Below are 22,379 nucleotides of genomic sequence, written 5' to 3'. Positions count from 1 at the left end.
GTAAAAAGGCATATGCCCCGGCGGGGATTGTTCCGCTAGCATGATCGCAGGCACAAGCGAGAATCCCGATGCACGAGCCCCGTCATCCCCTTCCCCTTACGGGTGCGCCGCTCGACATGGCGGCGCTCAGGGCGGTGCTGGCCGGGCCGGTCGCGGCAAGCCTGCCCGAGGCGGCGGGGCAGCGGATCGCCGCGGGCCGCGCGGCGCTGGAACGCGCGCTGGCCGGGGGTCAGCCGATCTACGGCACCACCACCGGCGTCGGCGCGATGAAACGGACCGAGCACCACGGCGAGGCGCTTCGCGATTTCAACGCCGGGCTGGCGCTGGCGCATCAGGTGGCGGTGGGCGAAGAAATGCCTCCGGGCCTTTCGCGGCTGGTGCTCGCGCTGCGGCTGAACACGGTGGCGGGCGGGCGGGTCGGCGTCACGCCCGGCTTCTCGGCGTTTCTGGCGCAGATGCTGAACCACGACCTGCTGCCGGTACTGCACGCGCGCGGCTCGGTCGGCTGCGGCGATCTGGGGCAGATGGGCGAGGTCGCGGCGGTGATGGCGGGCCATGGTATGGCGGTCCTGAAGGGCGAGACGATGCCTGCCGCCGAAGCTCTGGCCCGGGCGGGGCTGGCGCCTTATGCGATGCAGCCGCGCGAGGGGCTGGCGGCGGTGGCGGTGAACGCCTTCGGCCTCGCGCGCACCGCGGCGGCGGTGATCCGCGCAGCGGATGCGATGCGCCAGGCGATGGCGCAATCGCTCACCACGGCCGCGGCCTGGGGCCTTGACCGCGCGGTCTGGCAGGCGGCGCGCCAAAGCCTGATCCCGGGCGAGGCGGCGCTGGCGGACTGGCTGCTGGCGGCCACCGAAGGCACCGCCTGGCCGCGGCGCGACAGCGTGCATGACGCGCTTTCGGGCCGGTTTCTGGTGCAGATCTTCGCCGCTTCGCTGGGCGCGGCGGTGGAGGCCGCGCGCTCGGTGCAGCTCCACTCCGCCCAGGTGGACGACAATCCGGTGATCCTCGACGGGCGGGTGGTGGCCTCGGGCGCGAGCCTGCTCTCCGATCTGTCGCTGCGGCTCGCGACGCTGCAACTGGCGATGGCGCAACTGGCGCGCAATGTGCTCAACCGCTGCCTGATGCTGACCGGCGGGCAGTTGCCGGGGCTGGCGGTGAACCTGGTGCCGCCGGGCATCATCGGCACCGGCTACGGGCCGCTGATGAAGCTGGCGCAGGAACAATCGGTGCGCATCACTTTGGCCGCGCAGCCGGCAGCGCCGCTGAACCTGCCGCTGGCGGCGGGGCTGGAGGACGAGGCGCTGCTGATCCCGCTCGCCGCCGAGCGGCTGGACCAGCAGGCCCTGGCGCTGGAATGGCTGCTCGCCATCGAGGCACTGCTGGCGGTTCAGGCGCTGGACCAGCGCGGCCTGGCGCCGGGGCGGATCGCGGCGCTGCAAACCGCAATCGTCCGGCGCCATTTCGCGCCTTTCACCGAAGACCGGCCGGTCTCGGCGCCGCTGAGCGCCCTGCGCGCCGATCTCTGCGCGGCGCGCGGGCAGCTTTTCGCCGCCGCGCCCTTCCTGCCCCTCGACGAGGAAATGGCCCTGCCGTCCGACCCGCCGCAAAGAGAAGGATCTTTCCCCGCACGGGCCGGGAACACTATCGCCAGCCCTGACCCCGTCCAATAAAAACAAAGCCGTAGCAACATCCCCGACAGGAGGAACCCGATGATCAGAACCCTTACCCTCTCAGTGGCCTTCGCCGCTGCCGCCGCCACCGCCTTCGCCGATCCGGTCGTCGTCTCGTCGAAGATCGACACCGAAGGCGGGCTGCTTGGCAACGTCATCTATCTGGCGCTGGAAAACGCGGGGATCGAGGTCGAGAACAAGCTGCAACTGGGCGGCACGCCCATCCTGCGCGATGCGATCATCGCCGGGCAGATCGACATCTACCCGGAGTATACCGGCAACGCCGCCTTCTTCTTCAACGAGGCCGACAGCGAGATCTGGAAGGACGCGGCGGCAGGCTATGCCCGCGCGGCCGAGCTGGATCTGGCGGCGAACAAGATCGTCTGGCTGCCCGCGGCGCCCGCGAACAACACCTGGGCGATTGCGCTGCGCGGCGATGTGGCCGAGCCCAACAACCTGAAAACCCTGACGGAATTCGGGGCCTGGGTCGCCGGGGGCGGCAATGTGAAACTGGCGGCCTCGACCGAATTCGTCACCGCCCCGGCGGCGCTGCCCGCGTTTCAGGAGACCTATGGCTTCACCCTGACCCCCGATCAGCTTGTTCAGCTTTCGGGCGGCGACACCGCGGCGACCATCGCGGCGGCAGCGCAGCAGACCTCGGGGGTGAACGCGGCCATGGTCTACGGCACCGACGGGGCGATTTCCTCGGTCGGGCTGGTGGTGCTGGAGGACGACAAATCGGTGCAGCCGGTCTATCAGCCCGCGCCGATCATCCGCCAGGCGGTGCTGGAGGCCAATCCGCAGATCGCCGAAGTGCTGGCGCCGATCTTCGCCTCGCTCGATCTGGTCACGCTGCAAGAGCTGAACGGCCGCATCCAGGTCGGCGGCGAGCCGGCCGATGCCGTGGCGCGCGACTGGCTGACCGGCCAGGGCTTTCTGAACTGAGCCCGGCGGGAAGGCGGGTCTTCCGCCTTCCCTCGTCCGCCGCTGCGGGCTGCCCTGCCCCTTTCGCCCGCCTCGCGCCGCCAGTTTCACCGGACCGTCACGGTCCCGTCCCGAGGCTCATCCCCTAACCGGAAGGCCGCATGACCGATCTCCAGATCTCTGCCACCGGAGGCACGGCCGGGCGTTTCGCGCTCAGCCGGACCGGGCTTCTGTTCGCGGCTCTCGGCGCCGCGGGGCTGGCCTTGCCGCTGGTGCAGTTCAAGCCGAACCGCATCGTCCTGGGGGATGCGCTCTGGCTGCCCGGGGCGCTGCCCTTCGGCTGGCTCGCGGCGGCGCTCATCGCTTGCGCGCTCTTCGCTGCGCTGCCGCAGCGGCTTTCGCATGGTCTCAGGCTGGCGCTGGCGGTGGCGGGGCTGGTCATCACCCTGGCCTCGCTGGGTCTTGCCGCGAAGGGGCTGATGCCCGAAGGGAACCGGATGGCGCGGGTGGCGCCTGCCGCGGGGTTCTGGCTGCTGTTCCTTGCCTTCGCGCTGATGGCGGCGGATGCGCTGGCGCGGATGCGCCCGGGGCTGAAGACCCGCTGGGCGGTGCTGGCGGGCGGCATCCTGCTGGTCGGGCTCGCGCTCGGCTCGGGGCTGCTCGATCAGACCTCGGTCATGGTGGAATATGCCGCGCGGGCCGATCTGTTCGGGCGCAGCCTGCGTCAGCATCTGTTGCTGGCCTTCGGCTCGCTCGGCATGGCGCTGGTGGTGGGGCTGCCTTTGGGCATCCTCGCCTTCCAGGTGCCCGCCTTGCGCCGCGCGGTGCTGTCGGTGCTGAACCTGTTGCAGACCATCCCCTCGCTGGCGCTGTTCGGGATCATGATCCCGCTGTTCGGCTGGGTCGCCGCGAACATCCCCGGCGCCGCGCAACTGGGCGTCGCGGGGATCGGCATCTTCCCGGCGCTGATGGCCCTGTTCTTCTACTCGCTGCTGCCGGTGGTCTCGAACACGCTGGTCGGCCTGACCTCGGTCGCCCCCGAGGTGCGCGACGCGGCCTTCGGCCTTGGCATGACGCGCGGCCAGGTGCTGGCCCGGGTGCAACTGCCGCTGGCCTTGCCGGTGGTGCTGGCCGCGGTGCGCATCGTTCTGGTGCAGAACATCGGCCTTGCCGTGATCGCCGGGCTGATCGGCGGCGGCGGCTTCGGCACATTCGTCTTTCAGGGCCTGAACCAGACGGCGATGGACCTGATCCTCCTGGGCGCCCTGCCCACCATCTTTCTGGCCCTGATCGCGGGGATCGCGCTCGACCTTTCGGTCGAGGCGCTCAGCCGCCGGGGCAGGAGCGCGCCATGATCCGTATCGAGAACCTGACCAGGATCTACGACCGCACCCCCGTGGTGAATGACGTGAGCCTGACGGTCGGGGCTGGCCAGATCGCCGCGCTGGTCGGCACTTCGGGGTCCGGCAAGACCACGCTTCTGCGGATGATCAACCGACTGGTCGAGCCGACCTCGGGCCGGATCTGGATCGGCGAGACCGATGCCGCCACCATCGCGCCGCATCTTCTGCGCCGCCGGATCGGCTATGCGATCCAGGGCCACGGGCTGTTCCCGCACCGCACCGTCGGGCAGAACATCGCCACCGTGCCGCGGCTTCTGGGCTGGTCCGCGCCCGAGATCGCCGCCCGGGTCGAGGAGCTTCTGCATCTGTTCCAGCTTGATCCGGCGCAGTTTCGCGACCGGATGCCGCATGAGCTGTCGGGCGGCCAGCAGCAGCGGGTGGGCGTGGCCCGGGCGCTGGCCGCGCGGCCCGAAGTGCTGCTGATGGACGAGCCCTTCGGCGCGCTCGACCCGGTGATCCGGGCCCGCGCCCAGGGAGATCTGCGCGAGATCCAGCGCCGGCTGGGCACCACCCTGGTCATCGTGACACATGACATGGAGGAAGCCGTGACACTGGGCGACCGGATCGCGGTGATGGACAAGGGGCGGCTGTTGCAATACGGCCCCCCCGCCGAGATCCTGACCCGCCCGGCGACCGATTTCGTCCAGGCACTGATCGGCACCGGCGAGCGGCCGTTCCGCCTGCTCTCGCTGACCCGGGTGGCCGATATCCGCGAGGACGGCACCTGCGACGGCCCGGCGGTATCGCCCGAATCCAGCCTGCGCGACGCGCTCGCCGCCTGTCTCTGGCATGGGCGCGACTGCCTGCCGGTCGAGGGCGGCGGCATCGTCACGCTCACCGCCTTGCGCGCCCGCGCCGAGGGGGCACGAGCCGAAGCGATGGCCACCGCCGGGGAAGGCGCGCAGAGCAAAGCCCCGCAGACCGGGGGGGCCGCGCAATGATCGCCCGGCTGATGGTGCTGGCGATGGCGGTTTTCCTCGTGGCCTTCCTCGTCACGCCGGAGAGTTTCGCCGGGCTGTTCCGCCCGCTGACCCGCAACAACGCCCCGGCGATCTACACCCAGACCGGGCTTCTCAGCCTCACGCTTTCGCATCTCTGGCTGGTGGCGCTGGCGGTCACCGCCTCGACCGTGACCGCGGTCGGCCTCGGCGTGCTGGTCACGCGGCCGGCGGGGCGCGAGTTCCTGCCGCTTGCCCGCACCGTCACCTCGGTCGGCCAGACCTTCCCGCCGGTCGCGGTGCTGGCGCTGGCGGTCCCCGCCATGGGCTTCGGCGCCGGGCCGACGCTGGTGGCGCTGTTCCTCTACGGCCTGCTGCCGATCTTCGAGAACACGCTGACCGCGCTTTCGACCCTGCCGCCCTCGGTGGTGGAGGCGGCGCGCGGTATGGGGCTGACCCGGCGCCAGCAGCTCTGGCAAGTCGAGCTGCCGCTGGCGCTGCCGGTGATCCTTGCGGGGGTGCGGCTGAGCACGGTGATCTCGCTCGCCACCGCGACCATCGGCTCGACGGTGGCCGCGCGCACGCTGGGCGAGGTGATCATCGCGGGGCTTCTGTCGGCGAACACCGCCTTCGTCGTTCAGGGCGGGCTGATCGTCGGGCTGATCGCGATCCTGATCTACGAGGGCTTTCAACTGGCCGAAAAGGCCGCCGCGCGCCGCATCGGGCTGGCGCCGCAACACTGAACGGAGAGGCGAATGTCGGATTTCGATCTGGTCCTGTCGGGCCGCGTGATCCTGTGCGAACGCGAGGTGACGAACGGCTTCGTCGCGGTGCGTGACGGCCGCGTCGCGCTGATCGGCGAAGGCGCGCCCCCCGCCGCCCGCGAGCGTCACGCTTTGGGCAAGGCGCTGATCCTGCCCGGCGCGGTGGATGCCCAGGTGCATTCGCTGTCGCAAAAGGGCGCCGAGGGGTTCGCCGCCTCGACCGCCGCCGCAGCCGCCGGGGGCGTGACCACCATCGTCGATATGCCCTATGACGAGGGGAACCTCGTCTGCTCCGCCGCTGCCGTGGCGAAGAAGGCCGCCGAGGCGGAGGCAGAGGCGCGGGTCGATGTGGCGCTTTACGGCACCATCGACCCCACGGAAGGCCCCGCCCGCATCGCCGAACAGGCCGAAGCAGGCGTCGCGGCGTTCAAATTCTCGACCTTCGGCACCGATCCGAAACGCTTCCCGCGCATTCCCCCGGCGCTGTTGATGGCATGTTTCGCCGAGATCGCCAAAACCGGCCTCGCCGCCGGGGTGCATAACGAGGACGACGCCTTCGTGCGCGACTCCATCGCCGCCGTGCAGGCGGCGGGCATCACCGACTGGCGCGCGCATGGCCTCTCGCGCCCGCCGATGACCGAGATCCTCGCGCTTTTGCAGATCTATGAGACCGGCGCAGCGACGGGCTGCCCGGCGCATGTGGTGCATTGCTCGCTGGGACGCGGCTATGAGATCGCCCGGCGCTACCGCGACGAGGGCCACCATGCCAGTATCGAATGCTGCATCCACTACCTGACACTGGATGAGGAAAACGACGTGGCCCGCCTGGGAGGCAAGGCGAAGATCAACCCGCCGATCCGCCCGCGCGCCGAGGTCGAGACGCTCTGGCGCCATGTCGCCGCCGGGAATGTCTCGATGGTCTCGACCGATCACGTCAGCTGGTCCGAGGACCGCAAGACCGACCCCGACATGCTGAAGAACGCCTCGGGCGTGCCGGGGCTGGAGGTGATGGTGCCCCTGTTCGTCAAGGGGGCGCTGGCGCGCGGCATCCCGCTGACCTGGGCCGCGCGGCTGATGGCGGAAAACCCGGCGCGGCATTTCCGGCTGGATCACGCCAAGGGCGGCATCGCTTTGGGCCGCGACGCCGATCTGACCGTGCTGGAGCCGGTGGCGCGGCGCTACGACGCGAAGGCCAGCCGCTATTCGGTCGCGGGCTGGTCGCCCTATGACGGGATGGAGCTGCCCTGGACGGTGGCGGGCACGTGGTTGCGCGGAAAGCCGGTGTTCGACGGGCATGAGGTCGCGGCGCCGGGCACCGGGCGTTTCGTCCGGCCCGAACGCCCCCTGGGTCTGCGCAAGGGGTTGCACGGATGAGGAACCTTCGCGTCAGCGCGGACCGCATCGCCGCCGATCTGGCGGCGCTGGCCGGGATCACCGATCCCGACCGGCCCTGGACGCGGCGCGCCTTCTCGCCCCGCTTCGATCAGGGCCGCGCCTGGCTGCGCAGCCGTTTCGCGGAAGCGGGCCTGAGCGTCGCGACCGACGCGGGCGGCAATCTGCTCGGCACCCGGGCGGGGAGCGCGGGTGTGGGCACGATCCTGATCGGCTCGCATTCCGACACCGTGCCCGACGGCGGGCGGTTCGACGGCGTGGCGGGCGTGGTGATCGCGCTGGAGGTCGCGCGGATGCTGGAGGAACGCGGCCTGACCCTGCGCCACGACCTTTGCGTGGCGGATTTCCTCGCGGAAGAGGTCTCGGTCTTCGGCGTCTCCTGCATCGGCTCGCGCGCGATGGCGGGGGTGCGGCCCGAAACCTGGCTGGCGCTGGAACACGAGGGCCGCAGCCTCGCGCAGGCTTTGCGCGACGTGGGCGGCGCGCCGGAGGCCAGCGCCCGGCGCGACGACATCCGGGCGTTTTTTGAACTCCACATCGAACAGGGCCCGGTGCTGGAGCAAAGCCGCACCGATCTGGGCCTTGTCACCGCCATCGCCGGGATCACCCGGGTCGAGGTGGTGCTGACCGGCCGCGCCGATCACGCCGGCACCGCGCCGATGGGCGCGCGCGCCGATGCCCTCGCCGCGGCGGCGCGGCTGGTCACCGCCATCGAGGCCGAGGCCACCGCCCGCAGCCGAACCGGCCATTTCACCGCCACGGTGGGCGAATTTTCCATCGAGCCGAACGCCGCCAATGTCGTCCCCTCGCGCGCGCGGCTGCTGATCGACGCCCGCGCGGTGGAACGCGCGCAGATGGAGGGGTTCCTTACCTGGCTCGACGCCGCCTGCGCCGCTTTGCCCCCGGGCATCGGCGCAACCGTCACCCGGCTGTCGGACAACATGCCCACCCCGATGGACCCCGGGCTGATCGCGCTGTTGCAGACCGCCGCCGATACCTGCGGCGCCACGACGCGGCCGATGGCCTCGGGCGCCGGGCATGACGCGGCCTTCATCGCCCGCATCGCGCCCGCCGCGATGATTTTTGTCCCCTGCCGCGAGGGCCGCTCGCATTGCCCCGAGGAATGGGCAGAGACCGCCGACATCGCGCTCGGGGCCGAGGTGATGGCCGAGGCCATCCTCGCTTTTGATGCGCGCACGTAACGAAAGGAAATCAGATGCGCCGGATACTCACCGAGAAAGACGTGGAGCCCGCCGTCCGGGGCGGCTCGGTCTATGCTGCCGGGGGCGGAGGCTGGGCCGATCACGGCCGGAAACTCGGCTATGCTGCAGTGGGCGCGGGCCAGCCCGAACTGGTCAGCATCGACGAGCTGGATGAGGAGGACTGGGTGGCCACCGCCGCCGCCATCGGCGCCCCGGCCTCGACCACGCCATGGGAGATGCGCGGCACGGATTACATCAAGGCGGTGCAGCTTCTGAACGAGGCGCTCGGCACCCCGGTCGCGGGGCTGATGGTCGGGCAGAACGGCAAATCCTCCACGCTGAACGGCTGGCTGCCGGCCTCGATATTGGGATGCAAGGTGGTGGACGCCGTGGGCGACATCCGCGCCCATCCGACCGGCGACATGGGCTCGATCGGCATGGCGGGAAGCGATGAGCCGATGATCCAGACCGCCGTCGGCGGCAACCGCGAACAGAACCGCTATATCGAACTGGTGACGCGCGGCGCCACCGCGAAGGTCTCGCCGATCCTGCGCACGGCGTCGGATATGTCGGGGGGCTTCATCGCCTCGGCCCGCAACCCGCTGCGCGCCGCTTACGTCGCGCGCCATGCGGCGCTCGGGGGGATCTCGATGGCGCTGGATCTGGGCCATGCCATCCTCGCGGCGGAACCCAAAGGCGCGGCGGCGGTGATCGACACCATCGTCGAACAAACCAGAGGCGCGATCCTGATCGAGGGTGTGATCACGAAAAAGGACGTGCGCTACACGAACGAGGCTTTCGACATCGGCACCGTCACCGTGGGCCAGGGCGACAAGGCGCTCACCCTGCATGTGATGAACGAGTATATGGCCATCGACGATGCGGGCGGCAATCGGATCGCGAGCTTCCCCGATGTGATCACCACCCTGTCCCCGGACGCCGAGCCGCTCTCGGTCGGCCAGCTGCGCGAGGGGATGCGCATCCACATCCTGCATGTGCCGAAATCGGTGATCCCGCTTGGCGCGGGCGTGCTGGACCCCGCGGTCTACCCGCCCTGCGAGCGCGCCATGGGGATCGAGCTGGCGAAATACGCTCTGGAGGCCACCCATGGCTGAGAACCCCCGTCACCCCGGTTTCCCGATCCCCGGCGGCCCGGTGCTGCGCGCGAAAAGCTGGCGGGCCGAGGGGCTGTTGCGCCTTCTGGAGAACGTGCTCGCCGTCGGCGAGGCGCCGGAAAAGCTGATCGTCTATGCCGCGCTCGGCAAGGCCGCGCGCAACTGGCCCGCCCATGCCGGTATCGTCAAAAGCCTGACCGAGATCGAAGAGGACGAGACGCTGATCGTCCAGTCCGGCAAGCCGGTGGGGATCCTCAAGACCCATGCCGGGGCGCCGATGGTGATCATGGCGAATTGCAACATCGTCGGCCAATGGGCGAAGGCCGAAGTGTTCTACGATCTGGAGCGCAAGGGGCTGATCTGCTGGGGCGGGCTGACCGCCGGGGCCTGGCAGTATATCGGCAGCCAGGGCGTGATCCAGGGCACCTATGAGATCTTCATGCGCATCGCCGCGCGCCGCTTCGGCGGCAGCCTCGCGGGGCGGTTCATCCTGACCGCGGGGCTGGGCGGCATGGGCGGCGCGCAGCCGCTTGCGGGCCGGATGGCGGGGGCGGCGATCCTTTGCGTCGATGTCGACGAGGACCGTGCAAGGATGCGCCGGGAGATCGGCTTCCTTGATGAGATCGCCCCGGATCTGGATGCCGCACTGGCACTGATCGACGCGGCGCGCACTGAGGGCCGCGCGCTCTCGGTCGGGCTGATTGGCAATGCCGCCGAGATCTATCCCGAGATCGCCGCGCGCGGGATAGTGCCCGATATCGTGACCGACCAGACCTCGGCCCATGATCTGGTGTGGGGCTATGTCCCTGCGGGCTACGACCTGCCCCGCGTGCGGCGGCTGCGCGAGCAGAACCCAGAAGAGCTGATCGAGGCCGGCCGCGCCAGCATCGCCCGCCATGTCGCGGCGATGCTCGATTTCCAGGCGAAGGGCGCCGAGGTGTTCGACAACGGCAACCTGATCCGCACCCAGGCGAAACAGGGCGGCATCGAGAACGCCTTCGACATTCCGATCTTCACCGAAGCCTATCTGCGGCCGCTGTTCTGCCGCGCCATCGGCCCGTTCCGCTGGATGGCCTTGTCGGGCGAGGCGTCGGATATCGCGAAGATCGACGATCTGGTGCTGGAGATGTTCCCCGAAAACGCCATCGTCACCAACTGGATCCGCCTCGCCCGCGCGCATGTGCCGTTCGAGGGCCTGCCCGCCCGCATCGCCTGGCTCGGCCACGGCGAGCGCACCGCGCTTGCCCGCGCGGTGAACCGGATGGTGGCGGCGGGGGAACTGGCCGGGCCGATCGCCTTCTCGCGCGATCATCTGGATGCGGGCGCCATGGCGCATCCCAATATCATGACCGAGGGAATGCGCGACGGATCCGATGCCATCGCCGACTGGCCGCTGATCGACGCGATGACGCTCTGCGCCTCGGGCGCCGATCTGGTGGCGGTGCATTCCGGGGGCGGCGGCTACGCGGGCTATATGACCTCGGCCGGGGTGACGGTGATCGCCGACGGAACCGGGGCCGCCGACGGCCGCCTGAACCGCGCGCTCACCAACGACACCGCGCTCGGGGTGATCCGCTACGCCGATGCGGGCTATCCCGAGGCTTTGGACGAGGCCCGGCAAAAGGCCATCGGCCATGTGAAGCTGACTGCCTGACGCGCTTCCCGGCCGCGACCTTCGGGCGCGGCCGGGGAGTGCGGATCGGGGGCTTGGCGGGCGGCGTGAACATGGCCCGCGGCCATCGCAGCAGAGCGCCTGCGGCAGGGCAGATTTCCCGGGGATCACCCCCGCCAGAGGCCTACATCTGCTCGGCGGGTTCGGGTCCGAGGGCGGCTGCCATCGTGCTCAGCACCTGTTCGGCCTCATCCTGATCGAAATCGGTCCGATAGCGCTTCCTGACCCCGTGATCGGACAGGAGATGGTATTGCGTAGGCTCGACCCCGTGGCGGGCGAGCGAGTTGCGCACGCAGGCCAGCGCGCAGCCGTCGATGCCGATGATCGGGCGGCCCGATGTGGCCACACGCACCAGTTTGGGCACGTCGCCGCCGACACCCGCGATACAGGACATTTCCGCAAGGCCGCGCCGGTCGAGGGCGATGGCCAGATAATTCGCCATCTGCGCCGCGCTGGAACAGCCGGAGCAGGAATAGACCAGGGGCAGATGCGCGCGTGCAGACATGGCGGAACCCGGACAGTTGCTGCCGGATTTTCGCCACAGCGCCGGGCCGATGTCGACAGACAAGACGTCGCAGGCGGCTGCGGCGGCTCTGGTCCGAGGGCGTCCTGTCCGCTCTCTGGGCCGCCGCGATATCGGTTGCAGACCTGGCTTCGGCTCGCCGGACGACGCCGCTGACCCGCCCCCCTGTGACACTGTGCATCCGCCCCGCCTGCGGCAGACCCGGGCGCCGGTTCCCGCAGCAGGGCTGCCAGGTTGCGCCGCCTTGTTATTAATTAGGATTCCTAATATAATTCCCGATAAAGGAGTCGCCATGTCCGCGCCCGCCGAAGAGATCGCCCATGCCCTGTCGCGCCTTGCGCTCTACTGGCGCGCGGCGGGCTGGCGCGCGGCTGGGGCGCAGGGGCTGACGCCGACCCAGGCGGAGATCCTGTCCCGGCTGGCGGCCGACGGGCCGATGCGCAGCGGCGATCTGGCGCGTCAGCTCGGGGTTTCGGCGCCGACGCTGACGGATGCGGTCTCGACACTGGCCGCCAAGGGGCTGGCCGGGCGGCAGCCCGACCCGCTCGACCGCAGGGCGGCGCGCGTGGTCCTGACGCCGCGCGGCGCCGAAACCGCCGCGCTGCTGCCGGAAATGCCCGAGGCCATCGCCCCGGTGCTGGACGGTCTGGCGGACTCCGAGCGCGCGGGTCTTCTGCGCGGGCTGACGCTGGTGATCCGCGGCTTGCAGGAGGCCGGCGCGATCCCGGTGCAGCGGATGTGCCTCACCTGCCGGCACTTCCGCCCGCATGCCCATGAGGATGCGGCCCGCCCGCATCACTGCGCCTTCGTGGACGCCGCTTTCGGGGATGGCGCCCTGCGCCTCGCCTGCGCCGATCACGAGGAAGCCCCGGAGGAGGAACGCGCCCGTCATTTCGCGCGCTTTGCCGCCGTGGCCTGAGAGGGGCGCCCGGAAGCCGCTGGCACGGCCCGGACGCCCGGTTTGCAACCCCTCTGTCGAAAGGAAGCCTCCTCATCATGACATGGAACGTAACCTTCCGCCACGCCCTTGCGGCGGGCAGCCTGGCGCTGGCCGGTGCCGCGCAGGCGCATGGGATCGAAACCGCCCCCGGCACGGCGGAGATCGCCGATTTCGATATCGTCTCGGCCGCGATCACCACCGAAGGGAATATCGCCACCTTCACCATGGCCGTGGCCGGAACGCCGGGCGCGACCGTTCCCGGGGCGACCGGCGCGCTCGGGGGCGCGGCGGTGTTCTCCTATGTCTGGCCGACCTCGCTCGATCCCTCCATCCTGGGCTTCGGCGCGGGCGCGGGGATCCTCGCCTTCGCCGTCACCATCCATCCCGACTTCGACGACACGCCGCTGTTCGACGAGGACGGCAGCAACGACACCGGCGACGATGGCGGCAGCTGGCACAGCCATTGGGTGGTGCTGGGGCAGGATGAGGCCTGCGGGCCGGGCGCGCTGAAGGTGATCGACATCCCCGAGGGCGAAACCCCGCCGCTGCCCGCCACCTGGCCGGGCCTGCCGATCCTGATCGACAGCCCCGGCTGGTCGCCGGTCTTCTCCGGCCAGACCGTCAGCGTGCGCGTGCCCTTCGCCGATATCGGCGCGGTGGCGGGCGCGAGCTTCGACGGCGTGACCGCGGCCCTGCGGGTGGACGCCAATATCCACGCGCCGCTTCTGTGCGTGAGCGATGTGTTCGACGTGGCCTCGGGCGATCTGAGCCTGCCCGGCCGCATCGACTGAGCCCCCGGCGGCCGCGCCCGCCCGCGCGGCCGCCCACCCCAGGAGGATGACATGACCCTGATCCATGCCCAGGAATGGCTGAACACCGACAGCCCGCCCGGCCCCGACGATCTGAAGGGCCGCATCGTCGCGGTCGAGGCCTTCCAGATGCTCTGCCCCGGCTGCGTCAGCCACGGCCTGCCGCAGGCGCAGCGCATCCGCCAGACCTTCCGGGCCGAGGACGTGACGGTCCTCGGCCTGCATTCCGTTTTCGAACATCACGAGGCGATGACCCCCGTCGCGCTGAAGGCTTTTTTACACGAATACCGCATTCGCTTTCCGGTGGCGGTGGATATGCCCGGCAAGGGGCCGATGCCGCGCACCATGTCCGACTGGGGGCTGGAGGGCACGCCGACCCTGATCCTGTTCGACCGCCAGGGCCGGATGCGCGCGCGCCATTTCGGCCAGGTCCCCGACATGGCGGTGGGGGGCGAGATCATGCAACTGATGCTGGAGCGCGAGGGATCATGACCGGCTTCACCGTCACCGAACTGCGCATCGGCCCGGTGCGCCCCTTCGGCCCCGCCGCCAGCGCGATCGACAAGGCGCCGGTCGCGGGCGCGCTGATGGCCGGGCGCGAGGGGCTTTCGGGCGACGAACAGGCCGACCGGCGCCACCACGGCGGGCCCGACAAGGCGCTGCATGCCTATGCCCTAGCGCATTATCCGCTCTGGTCGGCGGAGATGCCCGAACGGGCCGCGCTGTTCCGCCCCGGCGGTTTCGGCGAAAACCTGGTGGTCGAGGGCGCGGACGAGGACTCCATCTGCCTCGGCGACCGCTTCCGGCTCGGCGGGGCGCTGGTCGAGGTCAGCCAGGGCCGCCAGCCCTGCTGGAAGCTGAACCTGCGCTTCAATCGCCCCGACATGGCGCGGCTGGTGCAGGAGACCGGGCGCTCGGGCTGGTATTTCCGGGTGCCCGGGCCGGGGCCTGTCGCGGCGGGCGACCGCGCCGTGCTGCTCGCGCGGCCGAACCCGGGCTGGACCCTCGCCCGCGTCGGGCGGCTTCTCTACCGCGACCGGCTGAACCGCCAGGACCTGCGGGAGTTCGCCGCGCTGCCCGGCCTGCCGGAAAGCTGGCGCCGCCTCGCGCTCGCCCGGCTGGAAAGCGGCAGAACCGAGGACTGGTCGCGCCGGATCGAGACGCCGCCGGGCGTCTGAGCGCGGCACGGGATGCCGGTGCCGTGACGCCACCGACCACAGACTGAGGGCTGCCCCCCGGACCACTTGCCCGTCCCGGCAAGGCGGAACGGGCAGGTCTCGCGCCCGGCAGGCAAATTCTGCCGTCAGGCCTCGGGCAGATAATCCAGCCCGATGTCCAGCACCGGCGCGCTGTGGGTGATCCAGCCGACCGAGATCAGATCGACGCCGCTGGCCGCGATCGCCGCCGCGGTGGCGGGCGTCACTCTGCCCGAAGCCTCGGTCAGGGCGCGGCCGGCGACGATGCCGACCGCCTCGCGCAGCATCTCGGGCGGCATGTTGTCGAGCAGCACCACATCCGCCCCGATCTCCATCACCTCGCGCAGTTGCGCCAGCGTGTCGACCTCGATCTCGATCTTCACCATATGGCCCACGGTCTTGCGGGCGCGTTCCAGCGCGGGGCGGATGCCGCCCGCCAGCGCGATATGGTTGTCCTTGATCAGCACGGCGTCGAACAGGCCGAAACGGTGGTTCACGCCCCCGCCCGCGCGCACCGCATATTTCTCGAAGGCGCGCAGCAGCGGCGTGGTCTTGCGGGTGCAGGCAATGGCGGCGCGGGTGCCCGCCACCGCACGGACCAGCCCCGCCGTGGCGGTCGCGATCCCCGACAGATGGCCGAGGAAATTCAGCGCGGTGCGCTCGGCGCTCAGCAGGCTGCGCGACGGGCCCTCGGCGGTGAAGATGCGGGTTCCCGGCCCGATCTGCGCGCCATCCGCCACATGGCGCCGCATCCGGCAGGCGGGATCGGTCAGCGTGAAGGCCAGTTCCGCCAGATCGAGGCCCGCGATCACGCCCTCGCTCCGCGCGACCGCCGTCAGCGCCGAGCGGTGGTCCGCCGGGACCACCGCGGCCGAGGTCAGATCGCCGGCCAGCCCCAGATCCTCGGCCAGAGCGGCGCGCACCGCCGGTTCCATCGCCGGGCGCGGCAGGGGGGTAAGGTCCATGTCAGGGCACTCCGTTCAGTTCAGCCGCCCGGGCGGCGCCGGTGGCAAGGATATCCCGCGCGGCCGCGAAAACCTGGCCGAGCGTGAGACGGCGGCGCAGCGCCGTCGCCTGAGCTTCGGGGAAATCCACGCGGCAATGCGCGCCGCGCGATTCCCGGCGCAGGGCCGCGAAGACCGCGATGCAAAGCGCCGCCGATGCGGCATCGGCCCCCGCCTGCGCCATCGGCACAAGCTGGCCGACCGCGCGGCGCAGACCGTCCCCGTCGCGCAATATGCCGAGCTCGGCCGAGACGATGCGGCGCAGCCGGGCAAGATCGGCAGCGGGCGGCGGCTGGTCGGAAACCGGCCCGGGCAGGCGCGGATTTCCCCCGCGCTCCGCGATGTCGCGCGCCGCGCGCAGGCCCATCACCACCGCCTCCGGCAGCGAATTGCTGGCCAGCCGGTTCGCGCCATGCAGCCCGGTCGCGGCGCATTCGCCCACCGCCCAGAGCCCCTCAATCGTGCTGCGCCCGCAGGGATCGGTCCAGATCCCGCCCATATGGTAATGCGCCGCCGGACGCACCGGGATCGGCTGGCGCACCGGATCGATCCCCGCCGCGTGGCAGAGCGCGGCGATGGCCGGGAAGCGGCTGGCGAAGCGCGGCCCGATCCCGCGCGCGTCCAGGAAAACCCGCCCGCCCGCCTCGATCCGGGAATGGATTGCGCGGGCCACGATATCGCGGGGCGCAAGGTCCGCGCCGGGCTGACCGGCCAGAAACCGCTCGCCGCGCTGGTCGATCAGCACCGCGCCCTCACCGCGCACCGCTTCGCTGATCAGGGGCAGCCTGCCCTGGCCGAGCGCGAGCGCCGTGGGGTGGAACTGCACGAATTCCATGTCGGCAAGCGACGCCCCCGCCCGCGCCGCGATCATCGCGCCCTGGCCGCAGCTTGCGGCGGGGTTGGTGGTGGCCTCGTAAAGCCCGCCAATCCCCCCGGTCGCCATCACCGCACCCAGGACCGGCAGCACCTGCCCCCGCCCGGTCAGCACCCCCGCGACCCTGCCGTCGCGCAGGACAAGGCGGCGGATCTCGCAGCCCGGCAGCAGTTCGACCGAGGGGCAGGCCCGCACCGCCGCGACCAGCGCCCGGCAGATCTCGGCCCCCGCCCCGTCGCCCGCGGCATGAAGGATGCGGCTTTGGCCATGCGCGGCCTCCAGCCCGAAGACCAGCGCGCCCGAGCCGTCGCGGTCGAACCGCACGCCGTGGCGTTCGAGGAAGGCGATGGCCCCGGGCGCCTCGCGCAGGATGCCCCCGGCCACCGCCGGATCGCAGAGCCCCGCCCCGGCCCGCAGCGTATCCTCCAGATGCTGCGCCGGATCGTCGCCCGGCCCGAGCGCCGCCGCGATGCCGCCCTGGGCCAGCGCGGTCGAGCCCGCCTCGCCCGGCCCCTCGCGGGTGATCAGCACGACCGGAAGCGGCGCCAGAGCCAGCGCCGTCACCAGCCCGGCGATGCCGCTGCCGATGACCGCAACGGGCGCGGTCATACCGCCAGCATCCGCTCGACCGCGCGGCGCGCGGCGGGGGCGATGGCCGGGTCGATGGTGACTTCGTGGCGGTTCAGTTCCAGCGCCTCGCGGATGTTGCGCAGGCTGATGCGCTTCATATGCGGACAGAGATTGCAGGGCCGGATGAATTCGACCCCCGGATGCTGCGCGGCGATGTTGTCACTCATCGAACATTCCGTCAGCAGAAGAATGCGGCCCGAGCGGCTCTGGCTTACAAAATCCGACATCATCGCGGTCGAGCCCGAGAAATCCGCCTCGGCCACCACTTCGGGCGGGCATTCGGGATGGGCGAGGACCGTCACCCCGGGCCAGGCATCGCGCATCTCGCGCACGTCGGCCGGGGTGAAACGCTCATGCACCTCGCAATGGCCCTGCCAGGTGATCAGTTCCACCCCGGTCTGTTTCGCCACGTTCTGCGCCAGATATTCGTCGGGCAGCATCAGCACCCGCGGCACGCCGAGCGATTCGACCACCTGTTTCGCATTCCCCGAGGTGCAGCAGATATCCGAGGCCGCCTTGACCGCCGCCGAGGTGTTCACATAGGTCACCACCGGCACACCGGGCCAGGCCGCGCGCAGCTTCGCGATATCTTCGGGCGTGATGGAATCGGCCAGCGAACAGCCCGCGCCCATGTCGGGGATGAGAACGGTCTTTGCCGGGTTCAGCAATTTGGCGGTTTCGGCCATGAAATGCACGCCCGCCATCACGATCACATCGGCGTCGACCTCTGCCGCCCTGCGCGCCAGCGCCAGGCTGTCGCCGACGATATCGGCCACGCCGTGAAAGATCTCGGGCGTCTGGTAGTTATGCGCCAGGATCACGGCGTTCCGCTCGCGCTTGAGGCGCAGGATCGCGTCGATATCCTCCTCGAACGACAGCCAGTCCGGTTCGGGGACCACACCGCGCACGCGGTCGTAAAGCTCGGGCAGGCGCAGGGCTGGCATCGGCACTCCTCCTTTATACTCTTTTCGAGTATATTTTGCGATTCAATATACTCATGATGAGTTTATGTCAATCGGAGGTTTCCGCGCTTACAGAAAAGGATGCGTTCCGCCGCTGCCGCCCGTCAGAACTGCGCCGCTCCCCGCATCCGGCCGCGGCCCGCGCTGGTGGAGCGGAACCGGCGGGGATGGCGGCGGGGCCCTGCCCCGGCCTCAGTTCAGCGTGGTGCGGTGCGTCAGCGGCGTCTTGCCGTAGAATGCCCGGAAGGTCCGCGCGAAATGCGAGGTGGAGCGGAACCCGCAGGCCATGGCGATCTCGGTGATCGACTGCTCGGTCTGCACCAGCAGATTGCGCGCCCGGTGCAGCCGCAATTCCATGAAATAATGCCTGGGGGTCGAGTTCAGACAGCGGCCGAACAGCCGCTCCAGCTGCCGGGTCGAGATTCCCAGCCGTTCGGCGATATGGCCGGGGGAGAGCGGCTCTTCGATGCTCTCCTCCATCATGCCGATCGCGCGCATCAGGTGCTGGTTGCGCATGCCGTGGCGCGATTGCAGCGAGACGCGCTGCGCCGCCGTCCCCTCGCGCACCGCATTATAGACCATCTGATCCGCCACCCCGGTCGACAGATCGGTGCCATGCGCCTCGCCGATCAGATGCAGCATCAGATCGGCCGCCGCGGTGCCGCCCGAGGCGGTGATGGTCTTTTGCGCGACAAAGACGTTGCGCACCAGTTTTACCCCGGGGAACGCCTCGGCGAACATATCGTGGTAATCCCAGTGGATCGCCGCCTCCATCCCGTCGAGGAAACCGGCCTTCGCCAGCACCCAGGCCCCCGAGCAGATCGCCCCGAGCGGCGTGCCCGCCGCGCGCTCGCGCCGCAGGAAGGCGAGGATCGCGGGCGAGGTATGGGCCTGCACATTGAGGCCCGAGATCAGGAACAGCCGGTCCACCTGGCGCGTCGGCTCCAGCCCGGCATGAACCAGCGTCACCGATCCGTTCGAGCAGGTGGCGGTTCTGCCGTCGGCCCCGATCAGCGACCAGCGGTAAAGCGGCCGGCCCGAGACCAGATTGGCGATGCGCAACGGTTCCAGCGCGCAGGAAAACGCCAGATGCGAGAAGTCATGCAGCAGGAGAAAGGCGAAATGCGCGGGGGCTGTCATGGCAGGGCACGATGGCGGCAGAAGGGGGGCGCCGGGCGCCCCCCTCCGGGTGTCAGTTCGCGGCGGCGCGGGCCTCGGCCAGCCAGCCGTCGAAGGTTTCGCGGTTGTCCACGATCCATTTGTCGGCAAGGCCCCAGATCGCCTGGGTGGTGTCGGCGCCCTTCGACACTTCCAGCGCCTGGGCGGAAACGTCGTTGACCGGGATACTGGCGACCTCGAACAGTTTCGCCGCCGCCGGATTGTCGGCGAGGAAGTCGTTGCGCGCCAGCACGCCCACATTCTCGACCGCGAAGCCCACGTTCTTGCCGTCGACAGTGGTGTTCTGATCGCCCCCCTCGGGCAGCGAGGTATAGGGCACGCTCAGCCATTCCACATCCACGCCGGGCACCAGCACGCCCGAAACCCAATAGGGCGTCCAGGTGTAGTAGATGATCGGCTCGCCGTTGGTATGGCGCGCGATGGCATCGCCGATGATCGCCTGATAGGCGCCCTGGTTGTGGGTGATGGTGTCGCGCAGCCCGTATTCGGTCAGGTGATGCTCGATCACGCGCTCGCAGCCCCAGCCGGGGGTGCAGCCGACCAGATCGGCCTTGCCGTCGCCGTCGGCGTCGAATTTCTTCGCGACCTCGGGATCCTTCAGCATCGAGATGTCGGTGACGCCCGCATCATACGAGGCCTTGTCGACCAGATAGCCCTGCAAGGCGCCCTCGATCAGCACGCCCACCTTCGTCATCGCTTCGGCGCCGCCCGATTCCTCGTAAAACGCCTCATGCAGCGTGTGCCAGTGGTTGGCGGTGAAATCGGCGTCGCCGCCGGCGATGGCGACATGCATGGTCTGATATTCGGCTTCGGCCGGATCGGCGGTCTCGTAGCCCAGTTCCTGCAACGCGCGCAGCAGCACGTAGTGGTGGAAATGCTCTTCGATCTGCGCCGGCATCACCACGCGGACCGCGGGCTTGCCCTCACCCGGCTTGTCTTCGGCAAGCAGCGGACCGGCCATCAGCAGCGCCAGCGCGGTGGTCAGGGTGAACATCTTCATGGGTCTTCCTCCTTGTTGGTCGTCTTGTTGTTGTTCAGTTCCGTTTTATCAGCGCGGTCACCAGGCCGACGGGCCCGCTTTCCCACCAGTGGCGATGGCCGCGTTCGCGGCCCGAGCGGCCCAGACCCTGCGTGATCCGGTCAAGGACGATGGCCAGCATCACGATGCCGAGGCCGCCGACGATGGCCTTGCCCGCATCAAGCCGGCCCATGGCGCGCAGGACCTCGTTCCCCAGCCCCTTGACCGAGATCATCGAGGCGATCACCACCATGGAAAGCGACAGCATGATGGTCTGGTTGAGCCCCGCGAGGATGGTGGGCGTGGCCAGCGGCAGTTCCACCTTGAACAGGATCTGCCGCGGCGTGGCGCCGAAGGCGCGGGCGGCCTCGACCACCGCGGGGCTGACCCCGCGGATGCCCAGAGAGGTCAGCCGCACCAGCGGCGGCAGCGCGAAGATGATGGTCACGATCACGCCCGAGACGTTGCCGATGCCGATCATCATCACCACCGGCACCAGATAGACGAAGGCGGGGATGGTCTGCATCGTGTCCAGCACCGGGCGCACCCCGGCCTCGAAACGGTCGCTCTTGCCCGCAAGAATGCCGAGCGGCAGGCCGATGATCACGCACAAAAGCACCGAGGCGATCACGATGGCCAGCGTGGTCATCGCCAGCGACCAGGCGTCGGGCGCCAGCAGACCGAGGATCACGAGGCAGCAGAACACCAGGATCGCGACCCGCCGCCCGGCGGCCTGCCAGGCGATCAGCACCAGCAGCAGCAGCATGATCACCGGCGGCACGGCCTGAAGCGCGCTCTCGATGCGCACGATCACGCCCTCGAAGAAGTTCTTCAGCGGCTGGATCACGCTGCGGTTGGACATCGCCCAGCCCTTGATGCCATCGGCCCATTTGCCGATGCCGAGGTCGATCGAGGCGAAAGGGTTCAGCCAGTCGAACGTCTTGTCCATCAGACGGCCTCCGCTTGCGGTTGATTGGAATCCTCGCGGCCCTGGATGCCGCGCAGAAGCGCGCGTTTCGTCACCACGCCGAGCGGCACGCCGGCCTCGGCGATCAGGATCGGATGGTCGGTGCCCACCGCCAGATCGACCAGCGTATCCAGCTTGTCGCCCGGTGCCGCGACCGGCCAGGCGGCGGTGTCCTGCGGCCCCTTCGCCTGGGCATACTGCGCCAGGGGCTGCATGATCCGCCCCGCCGTCACCAGATCCAGCTTCGAGATCCCGGCGACGAACTCGGCGACGTAATCGTCGGCGGGTTCGGTCACGATCTGCTCGGGCGTGCCGATCTGCACCAGCACCCCGTCCTTCATGATGGCGATGCGGTCGCCGATGCGGATCGCCTCGTCGAGGTCGTGGGTAATGAAGATCGTGGTCTTGTGCAGTTCCGCCGAGAGTTTCATGAACGTGGTCTGCAACTGCTTGCGGATCAGCGGATCCAGCGCCGAGAACGGCTCGTCCATCAGAAGGATGGTCGGATCGGCGGCGATGGCGCGGGCAAGGCCCACGCGCTGCTGCATGCCCCCCGACAATTCGTCGGGATATCTCTTTTCCCAGCCGGTCAGATCCACCGCCTCGATGGCCTGGTCCGCGACCCGCCGGCGCTTTTCCTCGGGCACGCCGCGCACCTCCAGCGAGAAGGCCACGTTCTCGCGCACGGTGCGGTGCGGCATCAGCGCCATCGACTGGAACACCATGCCGATCCGTTCCGCCCGCATCGCGCGCAGGTCGCGGGCGTTCATCGCATTGACGTTCTGCCCCTCGATGATCACCGAGCCCGCCGTCGGCTCGATCAGCCGGTTGATATGGCGGATCAGCGTCGACTTGCCCGAGCCCGACAGGCCCATGATGCAGAAGATCTCGCCGCGGCCGACGCTGAACGTCGCGTCCTGCACGCCGACCACGCAATCGAAGCGGTCGCGGATTTCCTTTTTCGACAGGCCTTCGCTGCGGACGGCATCCATCGCCTGGCGCGATTTGTCGCCGAAGATCTTCCAGATCCCCTCGCAGCGAATGACGTCCTCTCGCGGGCTCTTGGTCATTCGGAATCCCCCTGTTTGAAGCGAAAAGAGCACATCTTTTTATTGTAGACAATATGTCTTTTCCTGGCCTACATGGAAAAGCGGATAGGTGGTTCCGCCCCGAGGGGCTGGAATCAGACAGGGA

General features: G+C 69.7%; 21 protein-coding genes. 13 read left to right on the top strand and 8 right to left on the bottom strand.

Going from position 1 to position 22,379, the window contains the following annotated elements:
* Nucleotides 1–68 precede the first annotated feature (68 nt).
* The 9 genes from XINFAN_RS08915 to ertB all read left to right on the top strand — a co-directional run bounded on the left by XINFAN_RS08915 (nucleotide 69) and on the right by ertB (nucleotide 11,065).
* On the top strand, nucleotides 69–1,673 hold the full coding sequence (locus XINFAN_RS08915; protein WP_124086148.1) for an aromatic amino acid lyase: 1,605 nt from the start codon (nucleotides 69–71) through the stop codon (nucleotides 1,671–1,673).
* Nucleotides 1,674–1,712: 39 nt separating this feature from the next.
* Nucleotides 1,713–2,618 carry a glycine betaine ABC transporter substrate-binding protein OsmF gene (gene osmF, locus XINFAN_RS08910; protein WP_124086147.1) on the top strand — a complete coding sequence of 302 codons (906 nt, stop codon included), beginning with the start codon at nucleotides 1,713–1,715 and terminating at the stop codon, nucleotides 2,616–2,618.
* Between the two features lie 140 nt (nucleotides 2,619–2,758).
* Nucleotides 2,759–3,952, top strand: coding sequence for an ABC transporter permease (locus tag XINFAN_RS08905; RefSeq protein ID WP_124086146.1), 1,194 nt, complete (start codon nucleotides 2,759–2,761; stop codon nucleotides 3,950–3,952).
* Nucleotides 3,949–4,941: an ABC transporter ATP-binding protein gene (locus tag XINFAN_RS08900; RefSeq protein ID WP_124086145.1), complete on the top strand. Its 993-nt coding sequence runs from the start codon at nucleotides 3,949–3,951 to the stop codon at nucleotides 4,939–4,941. The genes XINFAN_RS08905 and XINFAN_RS08900 overlap by 4 nt, the downstream gene beginning before the upstream one ends.
* Complete coding sequence (locus XINFAN_RS08895) at nucleotides 4,938–5,681, top strand: ABC transporter permease (RefSeq protein ID WP_124086144.1); 744 nt, start codon at nucleotides 4,938–4,940, stop codon at nucleotides 5,679–5,681. The genes XINFAN_RS08900 and XINFAN_RS08895 overlap by 4 nt, the downstream gene beginning before the upstream one ends.
* 12 nt (nucleotides 5,682–5,693) lie before the next feature.
* Nucleotides 5,694–7,076, top strand: coding sequence for a hydantoin-5-propionate amidohydrolase (ertD, locus tag XINFAN_RS08890; protein ID WP_124086143.1), 1,383 nt, complete (start codon nucleotides 5,694–5,696; stop codon nucleotides 7,074–7,076).
* Nucleotides 7,073–8,296 (top strand): Zn-dependent hydrolase, encoded by a 1,224-nt coding sequence (locus tag XINFAN_RS08885; RefSeq protein WP_124086142.1) that lies wholly within the window; start codon nucleotides 7,073–7,075, stop codon nucleotides 8,294–8,296. Before ertD ends, XINFAN_RS08885 begins: the two co-directional genes overlap by 4 nt.
* Before the next feature lie 14 nt (nucleotides 8,297–8,310).
* Entirely contained in the window at nucleotides 8,311–9,411 is a 1,101-nt protein-coding gene (gene ertC / locus XINFAN_RS08880; protein WP_124086141.1) for a thiohydantoin desulfurase, read from the top strand.
* A complete protein-coding gene (ertB, locus tag XINFAN_RS08875; protein ID WP_124086140.1) occupies nucleotides 9,404–11,065 on the top strand; it encodes a thiourocanate hydratase in 1,662 nt (553 codons plus the stop codon). Before ertC ends, ertB begins: the two co-directional genes overlap by 8 nt.
* A 142-nt stretch (nucleotides 11,066–11,207) precedes the next feature.
* Here ertB and XINFAN_RS08870 read toward each other — a convergent pair whose 3' ends face one another.
* Nucleotides 11,208–11,588, bottom strand: a complete 381-nt coding sequence (locus XINFAN_RS08870; protein WP_124086139.1) for a putative zinc-binding protein — start codon at nucleotides 11,586–11,588, stop codon at nucleotides 11,208–11,210.
* A 310-nt stretch (nucleotides 11,589–11,898) separates the two neighbouring features.
* On the opposite strand from XINFAN_RS08870, the gene XINFAN_RS08865 reads away from it, so the two are divergent.
* The 4 genes from XINFAN_RS08865 (at nucleotide 11,899) to XINFAN_RS08850 (ending at nucleotide 14,533) form a co-directional block, all read left to right on the top strand.
* Nucleotides 11,899–12,525 carry a MarR family winged helix-turn-helix transcriptional regulator gene (locus tag XINFAN_RS08865; protein WP_124086138.1) on the top strand — a complete coding sequence of 209 codons (627 nt, stop codon included), beginning with the start codon at nucleotides 11,899–11,901 and terminating at the stop codon, nucleotides 12,523–12,525.
* 77 nt (nucleotides 12,526–12,602) lie between these two features.
* Nucleotides 12,603–13,337 carry a hypothetical protein gene (locus tag XINFAN_RS08860; protein ID WP_124086137.1) on the top strand — a complete coding sequence of 245 codons (735 nt, stop codon included), beginning with the start codon at nucleotides 12,603–12,605 and terminating at the stop codon, nucleotides 13,335–13,337.
* Nucleotides 13,338–13,388: 51 nt separating this feature from the next.
* Entirely contained in the window at nucleotides 13,389–13,847 is a 459-nt protein-coding gene (locus XINFAN_RS08855; protein WP_124086136.1) for a TlpA disulfide reductase family protein, read from the top strand.
* Entirely contained in the window at nucleotides 13,844–14,533 is a 690-nt protein-coding gene (locus tag XINFAN_RS08850) for an MOSC domain-containing protein (protein WP_124086135.1), read from the top strand. Before XINFAN_RS08855 ends, XINFAN_RS08850 begins: the two co-directional genes overlap by 4 nt.
* Before the next feature lie 125 nt (nucleotides 14,534–14,658).
* Here XINFAN_RS08850 and nadC read toward each other — a convergent pair whose 3' ends face one another.
* The 7 genes from nadC to XINFAN_RS08815 form a co-directional block, all read right to left on the bottom strand.
* Nucleotides 14,659–15,516 carry a carboxylating nicotinate-nucleotide diphosphorylase gene (nadC, locus tag XINFAN_RS08845; RefSeq protein WP_124086134.1) on the bottom strand — a complete coding sequence of 286 codons (858 nt, stop codon included), beginning with the start codon at nucleotides 15,514–15,516 and terminating at the stop codon, nucleotides 14,659–14,661.
* A gap of 1 nt (nucleotide 15,517) precedes the next feature.
* Nucleotides 15,518–17,038 carry an L-aspartate oxidase gene (locus XINFAN_RS08840; protein ID WP_124086133.1) on the bottom strand — a complete coding sequence of 507 codons (1,521 nt, stop codon included), beginning with the start codon at nucleotides 17,036–17,038 and terminating at the stop codon, nucleotides 15,518–15,520.
* Nucleotides 17,035–18,003 (bottom strand): quinolinate synthase NadA, encoded by a 969-nt coding sequence (gene nadA, locus XINFAN_RS08835; protein ID WP_124086132.1) that lies wholly within the window; start codon nucleotides 18,001–18,003, stop codon nucleotides 17,035–17,037. Before nadA ends, XINFAN_RS08840 begins: the two co-directional genes overlap by 4 nt.
* Before the next feature lie 210 nt (nucleotides 18,004–18,213).
* On the bottom strand, nucleotides 18,214–19,161 hold the full coding sequence (locus XINFAN_RS08830; RefSeq protein ID WP_124086131.1) for a GlxA family transcriptional regulator: 948 nt from the start codon (nucleotides 19,159–19,161) through the stop codon (nucleotides 18,214–18,216).
* 52 nt (nucleotides 19,162–19,213) lie between these two features.
* Nucleotides 19,214–20,200: a glycine betaine/L-proline ABC transporter substrate-binding protein ProX gene (gene proX / locus XINFAN_RS08825; protein WP_124086130.1), complete on the bottom strand. Its 987-nt coding sequence runs from the start codon at nucleotides 20,198–20,200 to the stop codon at nucleotides 19,214–19,216.
* Between the two features lie 34 nt (nucleotides 20,201–20,234).
* A complete protein-coding gene (locus tag XINFAN_RS08820) occupies nucleotides 20,235–21,167 on the bottom strand; it encodes an ABC transporter permease (protein WP_124086129.1) in 933 nt (310 codons plus the stop codon).
* The gene (locus XINFAN_RS08815; protein ID WP_124086128.1) at nucleotides 21,167–22,255 is read right to left on the bottom strand and encodes a quaternary amine ABC transporter ATP-binding protein; all 1,089 of its coding nucleotides are present in this window, start codon (nucleotides 22,253–22,255) and stop codon (nucleotides 21,167–21,169) included. The genes XINFAN_RS08820 and XINFAN_RS08815 overlap by 1 nt, the downstream gene beginning before the upstream one ends.
* Between the last annotated feature and the right edge of the window lie 124 nt (nucleotides 22,256–22,379).

Origin of the sequence: Pseudogemmobacter humi (assembly GCF_900609055.1) — a bacterium.
GTDB lineage: Bacteria > Pseudomonadota > Alphaproteobacteria > Rhodobacterales > Rhodobacteraceae > Pseudogemmobacter > Pseudogemmobacter humi.
The sequence above is the reverse complement of the archived record's forward strand: the minus strand, read 5'-3'. Positions and strand labels throughout refer to the sequence as shown.